Genomic DNA, 13680 nt, shown 5'->3' on the forward strand with positions numbered 1-13680 from the left:
GCCTGCGCGCAAGGGAGTTGTGGCCGGTCATGGCGTCACCAGCGCCAACGCCAGTGCACCGAGCAACAACCACAGCAGCACCCCGGCACGCACCAGCAGCAGCGCACGGCGCACGCTGCCGGCGCTGGCCGGCATGCCCTCGCCCAGCTGCGGCCGTGTTTGCCAGTGGCCGTGGTACGGCGCTGGCCCACCCAGTTGCACCTGCAGCGCGCCGGCACCTGCCGCCATCACCGGGCCGGCATTGGGGCTCTTCCAGCCGCGCCCCTGCTGCCAGGCGCAGCGCATGCCGGTATGGCTGCGGCCGAGCAGCGCGTACGTCACGGCGGTGAGGCGCGCGGGCAGCCAATTGAGCACATCGTCGATACGCGCCGCAGTGCAGCCGAAGTTGGCGTAGCGCGGCGTGCGATAGCCCCACATCGCATCCAGCGTATTGGACAGCCGATACAGCACTGCGCCCGGCGCGCCGAGCAAGACACCCCAAAACAGCGCGGCAAACACCGCATCGCTGCCGTTTTCCAGCACCGACTCGGTCGCCGCGGCGGCAACCTGCGTGGCATCGAGCGCGGCGGTGTCGCGGCTGACGATGCGGCCCACGGCCAGACGTGCCGCTGCCAGGTCGTCGGCCTGCAATGCGTCGATCACCGGCTGCGCATGTTCGCCCAGGCTGCGCAATCCCAGCGCCAGGTACAGCATGACGGCGGCAAAGACAGTTGCCGCCCACGCCGACCACCACCACAGCAGCGCTTGCAACGCGGCTGCCAGGAGCGTCCATGGCAGCACCGTCGTGCACCAGGCGAGCACGCCTGCACCGCGACGATCGCGGTACAGGCGTGCTTCCACGCGCTGTGCCCAGTGGCCGAACAGCACCAGCGGATGCGCGCGCCGCGGTTCGCCTAGCAGCAGGTCCAGCAGCACGGCGGCCGTGGCAATCACCAGCGCCATGGTGGGCCGCCCTGCGTCATGACAGGACACACGCCGATGCAGCTGCAGGCAATTGCACGCGCGCGGTCATGTCTACAACTCGATGCCGAGCTGCGCCTTGATGCCGGCGTTGAAGGCATGCTTGATCAGGCGCATCTCGGTGACAGTGTCGGCAACCTCGATCAACCCGGCCGGCGCACCGCGCCCGGTGATCACCACATGCTGTCCGGGCGGGCGCGCGGCCACGGCCGTGAGCACCTCGTCCAGCGCGATGTAGTCCTTGACCAGGGCGATATTGAGTTCGTCCAGCAGCACAAAGTCGTAGCGCGGGTCGGCCAGCATGCCGCGCGCCAGTTGCCAGGCGGCCTGCGCAGCGGCGATATCGAGTGCACGGTCCTGGGTTTCCCAGGTAAAGCCTTCGCCCATCACGTGGTAGTCGAGCAGATCCGGAAAGCGGCGGAAAAACGCTTCTTCGCCGGTGGAAAACGTGCCCTTGATGAATTGCACCACGCCGCAGTACAGGCCATGCCCGAGCGAACGCGCCAGCATGCCGAAGCCGGACGAACTCTTGCCCTTGCCGTTGCCGGTATTGACCAGCAACACGCCACGGTCGATGACCGCGCGTGCGATGCGTCGGTCTACCAGCTCCTTCTTGCGCTGTGCGCGTTCGCGGTAATGCGCGTCGTCGTGTTCGGGGGTGCTCATGCGCTTGCTCCAATCGGGTGACGTGTGGCGATGCCACGTAGTACAGCCAGCAGCGCGAAAGCGGCGCCGACATAGCCTGCCAGCGTGCCGAGTGCGTGCGGATAATAGTCAGGCACGCGCGCGAAAAAACCGCCCAGCGTGGCCTGCGGATAACGGCCGGACAAAAAGTAGAAGCCGCCCTTGGAGAGCAGATACGCCAGGCTGCCGCTGAGCAGCACTACGCACAGCAGGCGGGCCGCATCGCGCCACACGTCGCGGTGCAGCTGCAAGGCATACACGCGCCCACCCAACCACAATGCCGCATACGCCAACGCCAGCGCCCAATAGGCCGGCGACAGACACCAATCGCTGATGCTGCCGGAGACCAGGCCGATCAGATCCAGCGCAGACGCCACTCCGAACAGCAGTGGCAGCATCCACCGCGGGCGCAGCAAGGCACCGGCCAGAAAAAACACCGCCCACGATGCGCTGGGCAATGCATCCACGCTGGCGAAATGCTCGCCGCGCGTGCACACCATCAACAGCACCAGCGCGCTACCGCACATCCATGCGGCGGTGCCTTGCAGTGGCGCGCGTGCCGGCGTGCGCGTTTGCCGCGCAATCGTCATGACCGCTCCAGCGGGGCCGATAACGGCGCCGCGGTGCGCGCGGCACGCCAGCGCAATACACACCACGCACCGGCAAGCGCAACCGCCAGATACAGCGCGGTGGTGCGCACGAACAACGGGCCCCACTGCGCTACGCGCTGCAGATACTGCGTCCAATGCGGCTCGGCATAGCGCCCGCCCCACCAGTAGAACGCGCCGTTGGAGATCAGGAACGACACCACAGCGGCCAAGGTGCCCAGCGCCCAGGCAATACACATCGACCTTGCATCCGGGCGAAGGCGCCCGTGATAGGCCCGGCCGGCGTACCACAGCACCCCGTACGCCAGCGGCAGCGCCGCGTAGGCGGCGGTGATGCAGAAGTCGCTGACACCGGCCACGGTGACCGCGGCCCAATCGATCGCCACCGACAACACCAGCAGGGCGACAAAAAAAGCATGCCGTCGCACTGCCAGACCACCCAGAAAGAACACCGCCATCGACGCATCCGGCAGATGCAGCCAGTCGCTGACGTGATGGAAGCGGGTGGCAGTCATCACCAGCATCAAGCTGATGAAGACAGCGCGTTCGGCAGGACGGGAGAGCGGGGTCATCGGTGTTCCTTCGAGTACAGACGCAGATGCGCTAGCAGTGGAGACAGGCAAACGGGAGATGCTGCAGTGTACGAGTGGCACATTGCTGCTGATGCTGCCGGGTCACTGGCGGTCCGGCTGCAGCCGATTGCTCAGTGGTGCGTTGGAGCGACGCACTGCCACCAGTGCGAAGAGTTGCGCGATGCTGCGGCCGGTCGCTATCGGCCGCATGCATCCCGCCATCGCACATGCCATCGGCTGCCGCGCGTTACTGCGCCGCCTGGTAGCGGAAGGTGAGCAGATAATTGCGCCCCGGCTGCGCATACCAGCGTGCGGTCTCGTACTGGCGGTCGAAGACATTGTTTGCGGTGAACTGCACCTTCCAGTCCGCGTCGATCGCATAGCTCACGCGCAGATCCAGCAGGCCGTAGCCGGCCAGCCGCTCGGTGTTGGCCAGATCGTCGTAACGCTTGCCGGAACCGAACAGGCTGGTGCCGATGCTGAAGGCACCGAAGCTGCGGTCGGCATCGATGCGCCCGCTCTGCCGCGCACGCCGCGGCAACCAGTTGCCGTGATTGACATCGCCATCGGCCTGCGGCTGTAGCCAGGTCAGCGCGCTGCGCACGGTCCAGCCAGCCAGCTGGGTGTCGTAGCCCGCTTCCACGCCGCGAATGCGCGCCTGGTCGATGTTGTTCGGCTGCCCGAACGGATGGCTGGCATCCACCAGCGAGGCGTCGTAAGCGATCAGATCGTCGATGCGGGTCTGGAAGGCATTGAGCGTCCAGGTGCCCCAGTCGTAGTTGCCGCGCAGCCCCAGCTCGGCGCTCTTGGAGGTCTCCGGCCCCAGCAACGGATTGCCGTAATCCGGGTAGTACAACTCGTTGAAGGTGGGCGCCTTGAACGCAGTGCCGTAGCTGGCGGTCACGCGCAAATGCTCGGCGAAGTCCCAGCCCCACAACAGGCTGCCTGTGGTCTTGCCACCGAACTGGCTGTTGTCGTTGCGACGCAGGCTGGCCTGCAGCGACTGGCTGCCGAAGCTCTGCTGCCACTGCGCAAATGCGGCGCGGTCGATGCGGCTATCGGCGTCGTAGGTGTCGCTGCTGGCGATGGCGTCGCGCTGCCAGTCGAAACCGACCGTGAGCAGGCCCGGCCCGGTGTTGACATCGGCCTGCAGCGAGCCCTGCTTGCGGCGTGTGTCGTAGGTCGACAGATACGCACCCTCGTAATACGCGTCGCTGAAATCGGCGCTGCTGCCCAGGCTGGCGGTGAACGTCAGCGCATCGCTGGGCGCATAGCGCACGCGCCCGCCCACGGCCTGCTGCACGCCCTTGGACAGATTGCCGCCGAAAGCCGAGCCGTCGTATTCGTTGCGACTTTGCGCGCGCAAGGCGTGCACGTCCGCATCCCACTGCCGATTGAAGCGCCAGCCGCCCTGCGCGCTCAGCGAATCGTTGCGGTAACCGTCGCGGTCCGGATCGTAAGCACTGGAGCGGGTGTCCAGATACGCATTGATGCCATCGGTTTCGTCATGCACGGCGTTGACCGAATACCAGCCGCCGGTTTCGCTCAGATCGCCCTGGCTGCGTCCGGCGACACCGGCGCCATAACGGCGCGCATTGTCGCTGCCGGCCGCCACGCTCAGCGTCGGCACGAAGCGGCCTTGCGGGCGACGGGTAAAGATCTGGATCACGCCGCCCAATGCTTCGGAGCCATACAGGCTGGAAAACGGCCCGCGCACGATCTCGATGCGCTCGATCTGCTCGATCGGCAGATCCTGTAACGCCGCACCGCCGGCGGTGGCCGAGCCGATGCGCACGCCGTCGATCAGCACCACCAGATGATCCGATTCGGTGCCGCGCAGGAACAACGAGGTCGCCTTACCCGGACCGCCGTTATTGGCCAGCGACACCCCGGCTTCGCCACGCAGCAGGTCCTGCAGCGAATTGATCTGGCGGCGCTCGATCTGCGCGCGGTCGATCACCGTGACCGGCGCCAGCGTCTGGTCCTGGGTCTGCGCGGTCCGCGAAGCGGTGACCACCACTTCGTCGAGATCGATGGCGGCTTCGGCCTGGGCGAGATTGATCACGCACAGCGACAACCCCGCGGCCAACACGGCGCGACGCGGCAAAACGGAAGAAAGGGACATCTACTGCTGCTCCTGAAACCGCGCCGACCCGCGCGGGGGCAATGGGGCGACACGCAGCAACGGGCCAGCCGCCCGACGCAGCAGCATCGGACGCGCAAGGCCACGCCCACCGCGTGCCGGGTCAATCCCTCAGGCCGGTCTCCGGGCTTGCGAGCGGAAGCGGATGCTTCCCGGGTCTGCGCCTTCCCATGCAAAGCACAGTGGCGTGACGTGCAGACCCTTGTCTCGCCCACCGTTGCGGGGGCAGCTCCGGAATTGCGACTCGCCCAAGGCGATGCGCGCACCGGATTCCCGTTTAAACCACCGGCCAGCCGGCAGTCACCTCAGGGGCGCGCATGGTAGCAGGATTGGCTGGCGCCTCAGCGGTCTGGTGCGACCGGCCAAGCGCAGCGCGTCGCCACGCGCCGGGATGGTGTGACTACTGATTGCTTCTCCCATCGGGAGAAGGTGGCGCGCAGCGCTGGATGAGGGGACGGAGCGCAGCCTCATGCCATGTGTGGAAGCAGCATGCTGGGATTACTTGTATGTCCGCCACCGAGCTTGATCTCGCACATATGCGTGGGCTTCGCCCCCGTAATTGAGCCCGCGATCCCTCCCCCCGCTCCGCGCCCCAGCCCACGCTTGCGCTTGCGGCGCGTGCGCTCCAAGGCCACCCGCGCCCATCGCGCGCAAGCTGTTCCTCCTCGCCCCGACGGGAGAGGGGCGAGCCGTTCCGGGCGGCAGAAGGGCTTCAAGCCAAGCGTCATTGGCGTGTTCAAGATGTCCGGGTCATGGAAGCGACGTCACGAGGCGGCAGCGCGGCTGGGGATTGGCGGAGAGCGGCACAAGGATGTGCCGCGGCGGCGAGTCAGACAGGATGTCTGACCGAGCCGAAGAGCCGATCCCCAGCCGCGCTGCCGCCCTTACCGAAGCCAGTACCGGCGGGCACCGTGCTTTGCCATACCCAGCCCAACCCCGCTCCGCGCTAGCAGTACGAGCGCCCCAAGACACGTGCGACGGTGGCGCGCACGCCGCGCCTTGGTATCCGACGGGAGCGCTGTTCCAAGAGTGGCCAACAAAACGTAGCGAGCAGTCGTCAGGTGAGTGCGGATGGCGCGCTCAGAACCGGAGTGTATGAGTGGACCATGCCGCACCGAGTACCGGCCGCGCTCGCCTTGCGGTGAGCACAGTCGGCTTGTTGGCTGCGCTAAACCTCACGCTCCCTGTAGCGCCTGCTCCAGATCCGCCAGCAGGTCGTCGATATGTTCGATGCCGATCGACAGGCGTACGGTGTCTTCGCTGACGCCGGCATGTTCCAGTTCGGCTGGATCGAGCTGACGGTGCGTGGTGGATGCAGGATGCGTCGCCAGCGATTTGGCATCGCCGATGTTGACCAGCCGCGTGAACAACTGCAGCGCATCCAGAAACCGCGCACCCGCCGCACGCCCACCGGGCAGGCCGAAGGTCAGCACACCCGAGCCGTGCCCGCCCAGATACTTCTGCGCCAGCGCATGCTCGGGATGATCCGGCAACGCCGCGTAATTGACCCAGGCCACCCGCGCGTGTTGCTGCAGATATGTCGCAATCGCCAATGTGTTCGCATTGATGCGCTCCATGCGCAACGGCAGGGTTTCGATGCCTTGCAGGATCAAAAACGCATTGAAAGGCGACAACGCCGCCCCGGTATTGCGCAGCGGCACCACGCGCGCGCGGCCGATGTAAGCGGCCTCGCCCAACGCCTCGGTATACACCACGCCGTGGTAGCTCACGTCCGGCTCGTTGAGACGCGGAAACCGCGCCTTGTGCTCCGCCCACGGAAAGCGCCCGCTGTCCACGATCGCACCACCGATACTGTTGCCATGCCCGCCGAGATACTTGGTCAGCGAATGCACCACGATGTCCGCGCCGAAGTCGATCGGCCGCAGCAACGACGGAGTGGCCACGGTGTTGTCCACGATCAGCGGTACGCCGTGCGCATGCGCCACGGCCGCCACCGCTTCAATATCGGTGATGTTGCCGCGCGGATTGCCGATCGACTCGACGAACACCGCCTTGGTACGGTCGTCGATCAGGCCGGCAAACGCCTGCGGATCGCGATAGTCGGCAAACCGCGTGCTGATGCCGAACTGCGGCAGCGTATGCGCGAACAGATTATAGGTACCGCCATACAGCGCACTGGACGACACGATGTTGTCGCCCACTTCGGCGATGGTCTGGATGGCGTAGGTCACCGCCGCCTGCCCCGACGCCAGCGCCAGTGCGCCGATGCCGCCTTCCAGCGCCGCGACGCGCTGTTCCAGCACATCGTTGGTCGGGTTCATGATGCGGCTATAGATATTGCCCTGCACCTTCAGATCGAACAAATCCGCGCCGTGCTGGGTATTGTCGAAGGCGTAGGCAACGGTCTGGTAGATCGGCACCGCCACCGCGCGCGTGATCGGGTCGGGGCGATACCCGCCATGTACGGCGATGGTTTCGGGCTTCCACTGCGGGTCGGTCATGGTGCGGCTCGCTCTCGGAAAGAATGCCGACCATAGCCGGGACCGCACGTCTGTTTGCAAACGCGCGGTGATGAACTCATGCCGCCCGGTTGTAAGCACAGCCGTGCACCGCCTGCGCCATCCACCTAATGCAACCTGATGAGCCTGGCCCTGCTTGCCGATCGGCGACGGCGAACAGCGCAAGCGTGGTGGCGTATCCGGGGGCGGGACCGTGTGGCGGCATGGATGCCGCCACCGAGCCTCCATGGACGGATTCACGGCGTGTCCCGACACCGGATGCGACACCGCGCACCGACCAACCCAACACGCGCAACGCCTGCAGGTTTCGTGCGAACGCTTCGGTCACTGAGGGCGCTTGCACGCGTATCGGCGGTTGTGGTCGGTGGCTGAGGCACCCGCGATGGCTGATTTTCCGATCGTTTGTTGCAACGTGGCCGGAGCTGACGCATTGCTTGCAACGCCATGGAGTAAGCCGATGCGCGCTACGCCTTGCCCAGCTTTCAGACCTTGGGTCGAAGACGGCGCACTCTGACCGAGGCATTCCGTCGTTGCAGCCGCAGGCCTGCGAAAGCTGCCGGCGCAACCTGCCGCAGCCTGGATGCGCTGGCAGTCTTACTGCCTGGTGGTTTGTAGAAAGACACGGCATGTCCGCAGCTAAGGCTCAGGGATAACCCACTAACGCAAACGGGCACTGCCTGCGCAGTGCCCGCTATTGCGTCAACCGTTGTCGCCGGTGCGTGGAGATAACCACAGACGATGCTTCGTCAGTGTATGGCTCCGATGCGATTGGCGTTGCGACACGCACCCATCGCCTAACCTCATCAGCCCTTCGTAAACGCCAGACGCCCGCCCTCGACCCGCACGCGCACGGTGTCGCCGCTGATGTAATGCCCGGAGAGGATCTGCTGGGCCAGCGGGTTTTCCACATGCGACTGGATCGCGCGCTTGAGCGGTCGCGCGCCATACACCGGGTCGAAGCCGACGTTGCCGAGCAGATCCAGCGCGGGATCGTCCAGATCCAGCTTGAGTCCGCGTTCGGCCAGGCGTTTTTCCAGGCCATGCAACTGGATGCGCGCGATCGACTTGATCTGCGCCTTGTCCAGCGGATGGAACACCACGATGTCGTCCAGCCGGTTGATGAACTCCGGGCGGAAATGCGCCTGCACCACGCCCATCACCGCGGCCTTCATTTGCGTGTAGGCCTCGGCACTGTCGTCGCCGGAGAGCTCCTGGATCTGATGCGAACCCAGGTTGGAGGTCATCACGATCACCGTGTTGCGGAAGTCCACGGTGCGTCCCTGACCATCGGTCAGGCGGCCATCGTCGAGCACCTGCAACAGGATGTTGAAGACATCGGCATGCGCTTTTTCGACCTCGTCGAGCAGGATCAGCGAGTACGGGCGACGGCGCACCGCTTCGGTGAGATAGCCGCCTTCTTCATAGCCCACGTAGCCCGGAGGCGCACCGATCAGGCGCGACACCGAATGTTTCTCCATGAACTCGCTCATGTCGATGCGGATCATCGCTTCGGTGCTGTCGAACAGGAAGTCCGCCAACGCCTTGCACAACTCGGTCTTGCCCACGCCGGTCGGCCCCAGGAACAGGAACGAACCGCTCGGACGATTGGGGTCGGACAAGCCGGCACGCGAGCGACGCACCGCATCGGACACCACCTTGATCGCCTCGTTCTGCCCGACCACGCGGTGATGCAGTTCGTCTTCCATGCGCAGCAATTTGTCGCGCTCGCCTTCGAGCATCTTGTTGACCGGAATGCCGGTCCAACGCGACACCACTTCGGCGATTTCTTCGGCGGTCACGCGGTCCTGCACCAGCTTGAAGTCGTGATGCTCCACTTCGTTGGCCAGCAGCATCTGCTTTTCCAGCTGCGGTAATACGCCGTACTGGATCTCGCTCATCTTGGCGTAGTCCTGGCGACGCTGCGCCGCTTCCAGCTCCAGCTTGGCGTGCTCGATCTGCTCCTTGACCTTGGTGGTGCCCTGCAGAGCAGCCTTCTCCGACTTCCACAGCTCGTTGAGGTCGTAGAACTCGCGTTCGAGCTTGTCGATATCGGTTTCCAGATCGGCCAAGCGCTGACGCGAGGCGTCGTCCTTTTCCTTCTTCAACATCTCACGCTGGATCTTGAGCTGGATCAGCCGGCGCTCCAGGCGGTCGAGCTCTTCCGGCTTGGAGTCGATCTCCATGCGGATGCGCGATGCGGCCTCGTCCATCAGGTCGATGGCTTTATCCGGCAACTGGCGGTCGGTGATGTAGCGGTTGGACAAGGTGGCCGCCGCCACGATCGCCGGGTCGGTTATCTCTACACCGTGGTGCACGGCGTAGCGTTCCTTCAAGCCACGCAGGATGGCGATGGTGTCTTCCACCGTCGGCTCGCCCACAAACACTTTCTGGAAGCGACGCTCCAATGCCGCATCTTTTTCGATGTATTTGCGGTATTCGTCCAGCGTGGTGGCGCCGATGCAATGCAGCTCGCCGCGCGCCAACGCCGGCTTGAGCATGTTGCCGGCGTCCATCGCGCCATCGGCCTTGCCTGCGCCCACCATGGTGTGCAACTCATCGATAAACAGGATGATCTGGCCTTCGTTCTTCGACAGGTCGCTGAGCACCGCCTTCAAGCGCTCTTCGAATTCGCCGCGGAATTTGGCACCGGCAATCAGCGCGCCCATGTCCAGCGACAGCACCCGCTTACCGCGCAGGCCTTCGGGCACTTCGCCATTGATGATGCGCTGGGCCAGGCCTTCGACAATCGCGGTCTTGCCCACGCCGGGTTCGCCGATCAGTACCGGGTTGTTCTTGGTCCGGCGCTGCAACACCTGGATGGTGCGGCGGATTTCTTCGTCGCGGCCGATGACCGGATCCAGCTTGCCGCTCTCCGCACGCGCGGTGAGATCGATGGTGTATTTCTCCAGCGCCTGGCGCTGCTCTTCGGCATTTTCCGATTGCACGGTTTCGCCGCCGCGCAGTTTGTCGATGGCCGCTTCGATCTTTTTCTTGTCGCCGCCGGCCGCGCGCAGTGCCACGCCCAGCGGGCTGGCATCGTCGGCGGCGGCCAGCACAAACCACTCGCTGGCGATGAAGGCATCGGCATGTTGCTGAGCGAGCTTGTCGGTCTGGTTGAGCAGGCGATTGAGATCGTTACCGATCGACAGGTTGCCTTCCTGCCCGGAGACCTTGGGCAAGGTATCCAGCGCCTCGCCGAGACGCTCGCGCAGCGACGGCACGTTGACCCCGGCCTGCGACAGCAGCGGGCGCGTACTGCCACCGCTCTGGTCGAGCAGCGCGGCCAGCACGTGCACCGGCTCGATGATGTTGTGGTCGCGGCCCACGGCCAGCGACTGTGCGTCGGCCAGTGCCTGCTGGAACCGCGAGGTGAGCTTGTCCATCCGCATGGGAAATCCTCTGAACGGGTGGCCGGCAACGCCGGCGATACCGTGCAGATGCGGCTGCCGAGCGGGGTTTCAAGGTTTGATCGGCACGGAACGAACCGAGACCAAGGCCCCCGAGAACGCCTTATCCGGCCCCAGAGTGTCGTTGCAAGCTGCGGGCAGCGCGGTCTGGCATCGGCCACGGGGCCGACCAACGGACGATTGCTACACGATCCGTCGCAACGGCACTGCCGCATGCAAAGCGCTGCCACCGCCAGCGAGGCCCTGCCCCGCATCGCCCTGCGCGGGAGTTGCCGCCGCACCTGCCTGCGCAGCGCCCAGCAGACGCGACAGCACCTGCGCCTGGATCGCGGCAAGCGCCGGCAAGCCAGGCGCGCGCGGATGCGCCACCGGCACGGCCACATCCAGGCCGACCTGGCCCTGCTCGATCACCACGATGCGGTCGGCCAGCGCGCTGGCTTCGGCCACATCATGGGTCACCAGCACCAGGGTGAAGCCGTACTGCCGCCACAGCTGCACGATCAGCTGCTGCATCTCGATCCGCGTCAACGCATCCAGCGCGCCCAGCGGCTCGTCCAGCAGCAACAACCGCGGCCGATGCACCAATGCGCGCGCCAGCGCCACGCGTTGCCGCTGCCCACCGGACAACGCCGCCGGCCAGTCGCCGCCGCGCGTGCCCAGCCCCACCGCATCCAGTGCGGCCTGTGCCTGTGCGCGCCCGGCACGGCCCAGGCCGAGCGCCACGTTGTCGATCACCCGCTTCCAGGGCAGCAGCCGCGCATCCTGAAACATCAGCCGCACCGCATCGCGCCGACGCGCCAACGGTGCATCGTCACTATCCACGCGACCGGCATCGGCGCGCTCCAGACCGGCGATCACGCGCAGCAGCGTGCTCTTGCCGCAGCCACTGCGGCCGACCACCGCCACACAACTGCCGGCTGCAATCTCCAGATCGATGCCGCGCAACACATCGCTGCCGCCATAGCGCTTGCCGATGCCGCGCAGGCTCAGCGGCAAGCCATTGCCTGCCACCGTCATCGCGGCACCTGCGCGCGCCGTTGTTGCGCCGGATGCCAGCCCAGCCACCAGGCTTCGAGCCCGCGTGCAGCCAGATCGGCCAGCTTGCCAAGCAGCGCATACAGCACGATCGCCACCACCACGATGTCGGTCTGCAAGAACTCGCGCGCATTGGTTGCCAGGTAGCCAATGCCGGAGCTGGCCGAGATGGTTTCGGCCACGATCAAGGTCAGCCACATCAGTCCCAATGCAAAGCGCAGCCCCACCAGAATCGACGGCAGCGCGCCGGGCAGCAGCACATCGATAAACAATTGCGGCCCGCGCAAGCCGTAGTTGCGTGCCATCTCGATCAACGCCGGGTCCACGCTGCGGATGCCGTGATAGGTGTTGAGATAGATCGGAAAGAAGGTGCCCAGCGCCACCAGAAACAACTTGGCGCCCTCATCGATACCAAACCACAGGATCACCAGCGGAATCAGCGCCAGATGCGGCACGTTGCGCAGCATCTGCAGGCTGCTGTCGAGCAGGCGCTCGGCCAAGCGCGACACACCGGTCAACAGGCCCAGCGCCAGGCCAAGACTGCCGCCGATGGCCAGGCCCACGGCGGCGCGCCAACTGCTGATCGCCAGGTGCTGCCACAGCTCGCCGCTTTGCACGAGCGTGGCCGCCGCACGCAGCACTGCGTCCGGCGCCGGCAGGATGCGCTGCGGCAACCAGCCAACCGATGCAGCGCCCTGCCAAGCCGCCAGCACCGTCAATGGCAATACCCACGGCAACAGACGGTTGCCCCACCGCCACCCACGCGCGCTCATTGCATCGCCTTCGCGTTGCCGGTGTGCAGCGATGCAGCCGTGCGCATCACTTGCCTGCCGCTTGCGCGGCAACCGTGGCCGGTGCGCGCCACACCGCCGGTGCCACCAGCACGCGCTTGGGCAATAAGCGCTGCGCGTAGAACAGGTCGGCAGTGGCCTGCTGCGCCTTGATGACCTCGGCGCTGAGCGGTTGCACGCTGGCCGGCGGGCGGTGCGCCAAGGTGCGCTCCACCACCGCAGGCGACAGCCCACTCACCTGCGCCAGCACCTTGATACTGCCGGCGCGGTCGCTTTCCAGCAGGCCGTCGGCCTGATTGAGCGTGCCCATCACCTGCTGCACGAACGGGCCCCATGCCGTGGCATAGCGGCGCGACGACAGAAAGAACCCGCCGGCCAACCCCAACCCTTCGCCATTGGCGAGCAAGCGCGCACTGCCATCCAGCGTCAACGCCGAATACCACGGGTCCCAGATCGCCCAGGCATCCACCTGCCCGGCCGCAAACGCGGCACGCGCATTGGCTGGCGACAGATACAGCGGAGTGATATCGCGCAAGCTCAAGCCGGACTTGGCCAACAACCGCAGCAGCAGGTTATGCGCGCTGGACCCTTTTTGAAACGCAACCCGCTTGCCCTTGAGATCGGCCACGCTACGCAGCGTGCTCTTGACCGGCACCAGAATGGTTTCGGCCTTCGGCGTCGGCGGCACCCAGCCCACGTACAACAGATCGGCACCGGCTGCTTGCGCGAACAGCGGCGGAATATCGCCGGCCCCGCCCAGATCGACGCTACCCACGTTCAAGGCTTCCAGCAATTGCGGCCCCGCTGGAAATTCCACCCAGGTAATGTTGGTGCGCGGGAAGCGCTGCTCCAGCAAACGGTGCTGTTTGGCCAGCACCAGGCTCGACACCGCTTTTTGATAGCCGATACGCAGCTGTGCAGGGTCGGCCGCAGACGCGCACGGCAACCACGCGGCACTTATCAACAACATCACGGCCCAGGCCACACGCATGCGCATCGA

The 13680-nt window shown here is 65.7% G+C and carries 10 protein-coding genes, 1 other RNA gene and 1 riboswitch; all 11 genes read right to left on the reverse strand.

The window, feature by feature from the left end; genetic code table 11:
• Positions 1 to 27 precede the first annotated feature (27 nt).
• Positions 28 to 942: an adenosylcobinamide-phosphate synthase CbiB gene (cbiB, locus tag ABQU90_RS08855; protein ID WP_323522365.1), complete on the reverse strand. Its 915-nt coding sequence runs from the start codon at positions 940 to 942 to the stop codon at positions 28 to 30.
• Positions 943 to 1014: 72 nt separating this feature from the next.
• Entirely contained in the window at positions 1015 to 1626 is a 612-nt protein-coding gene (gene cobO, locus ABQU90_RS08860; RefSeq protein WP_323522364.1) for a cob(I)yrinic acid a,c-diamide adenosyltransferase, read from the reverse strand.
• Positions 1623 to 2234 (reverse strand): hypothetical protein, encoded by a 612-nt coding sequence (locus ABQU90_RS08865; protein ID WP_323522363.1) that lies wholly within the window; start codon positions 2232 to 2234, stop codon positions 1623 to 1625. The genes cobO and ABQU90_RS08865 overlap by 4 nt, the downstream gene beginning before the upstream one ends.
• Positions 2231 to 2824, reverse strand: a complete 594-nt coding sequence (locus tag ABQU90_RS08870; RefSeq protein WP_323522362.1) for a hypothetical protein — start codon at positions 2822 to 2824, stop codon at positions 2231 to 2233. Before ABQU90_RS08870 ends, ABQU90_RS08865 begins: the two co-directional genes overlap by 4 nt.
• Positions 2825 to 3071: 247 nt before the next feature.
• On the reverse strand, positions 3072 to 4949 hold the full coding sequence (btuB, locus tag ABQU90_RS08875; protein ID WP_323522361.1) for a TonB-dependent vitamin B12 receptor: 1878 nt from the start codon (positions 4947 to 4949) through the stop codon (positions 3072 to 3074).
• 115 nt (positions 4950 to 5064) lie between these two features.
• Positions 5065 to 5290: riboswitch (cobalamin riboswitch) on the reverse strand.
• 708 nt (positions 5291 to 5998) lie between these two features.
• Positions 5999 to 6075: non-coding RNA, sX9 sRNA (locus ABQU90_RS08880), on the reverse strand.
• Positions 6076 to 6142: 67 nt separating this feature from the next.
• Positions 6143 to 7429 carry an O-acetylhomoserine aminocarboxypropyltransferase/cysteine synthase family protein gene (locus ABQU90_RS08885; protein WP_323522360.1) on the reverse strand — a complete coding sequence of 429 codons (1287 nt, stop codon included), beginning with the start codon at positions 7427 to 7429 and terminating at the stop codon, positions 6143 to 6145.
• An 821-nt stretch (positions 7430 to 8250) separates the two neighbouring features.
• Complete coding sequence (gene clpB, locus ABQU90_RS08890) at positions 8251 to 10836, reverse strand: ATP-dependent chaperone ClpB (RefSeq protein WP_323522359.1); 2586 nt, start codon at positions 10834 to 10836, stop codon at positions 8251 to 8253.
• Between the two features lie 201 nt (positions 10837 to 11037).
• Positions 11038 to 11871, reverse strand: coding sequence for an ATP-binding cassette domain-containing protein (locus tag ABQU90_RS08895; RefSeq protein ID WP_323522358.1), 834 nt, complete (start codon positions 11869 to 11871; stop codon positions 11038 to 11040).
• Positions 11868 to 12662, reverse strand: a complete 795-nt coding sequence (ssuC, locus tag ABQU90_RS08900; protein ID WP_323522357.1) for an aliphatic sulfonate ABC transporter permease SsuC — start codon at positions 12660 to 12662, stop codon at positions 11868 to 11870. The genes ABQU90_RS08895 and ssuC overlap by 4 nt, the downstream gene beginning before the upstream one ends.
• A 46-nt stretch (positions 12663 to 12708) precedes the next feature.
• Positions 12709 to 13671 (reverse strand): aliphatic sulfonate ABC transporter substrate-binding protein, encoded by a 963-nt coding sequence (locus tag ABQU90_RS08905; protein WP_323522407.1) that lies wholly within the window; start codon positions 13669 to 13671, stop codon positions 12709 to 12711.
• Positions 13672 to 13680: the final 9 nt, after the last annotated feature.

Source organism: Xanthomonas sp. WHRI 10207 (assembly GCF_040202975.1).
In the GTDB taxonomy this organism is placed as follows: domain Bacteria; phylum Pseudomonadota; class Gammaproteobacteria; order Xanthomonadales; family Xanthomonadaceae; genus Xanthomonas.

Excerpts from the sequence above, each read along its gene's own strand:
- ABQU90_RS08905 (WP_323522407.1), bottom strand. The coding sequence starts at position 13,671 with ATGCGTGTGGCCTGGGCCGTGATGTTGTTGATAAGTGCCGCGTGGTTG.
- ABQU90_RS08870 (WP_323522362.1), bottom strand. The coding sequence starts at position 2,824 with ATGACCCCGCTCTCCCGTCCTGCCGAACGCGCTGTCTTCATCAGCTTG.
- clpB (WP_323522359.1), bottom strand. The coding sequence starts at position 10,836 with ATGCGGATGGACAAGCTCACCTCGCGGTTCCAGCAGGCACTGGCCGAC.
- ABQU90_RS08895 (WP_323522358.1), bottom strand. The coding sequence starts at position 11,871 with ATGACGGTGGCAGGCAATGGCTTGCCGCTGAGCCTGCGCGGCATCGGC.
- ssuC (WP_323522357.1), bottom strand. The coding sequence starts at position 12,662 with ATGAGCGCGCGTGGGTGGCGGTGGGGCAACCGTCTGTTGCCGTGGGTA.
- ABQU90_RS08865 (WP_323522363.1), bottom strand. The coding sequence starts at position 2,234 with ATGACGATTGCGCGGCAAACGCGCACGCCGGCACGCGCGCCACTGCAA.
- btuB (WP_323522361.1), bottom strand. The coding sequence starts at position 4,949 with ATGTCCCTTTCTTCCGTTTTGCCGCGTCGCGCCGTGTTGGCCGCGGGG.
- cobO (WP_323522364.1), bottom strand. The coding sequence starts at position 1,626 with ATGAGCACCCCCGAACACGACGACGCGCATTACCGCGAACGCGCACAG.
- cbiB (WP_323522365.1), bottom strand. The coding sequence starts at position 942 with ATGGCGCTGGTGATTGCCACGGCCGCCGTGCTGCTGGACCTGCTGCTA.
- ABQU90_RS08885 (WP_323522360.1), bottom strand. The coding sequence starts at position 7,429 with ATGACCGACCCGCAGTGGAAGCCCGAAACCATCGCCGTACATGGCGGG.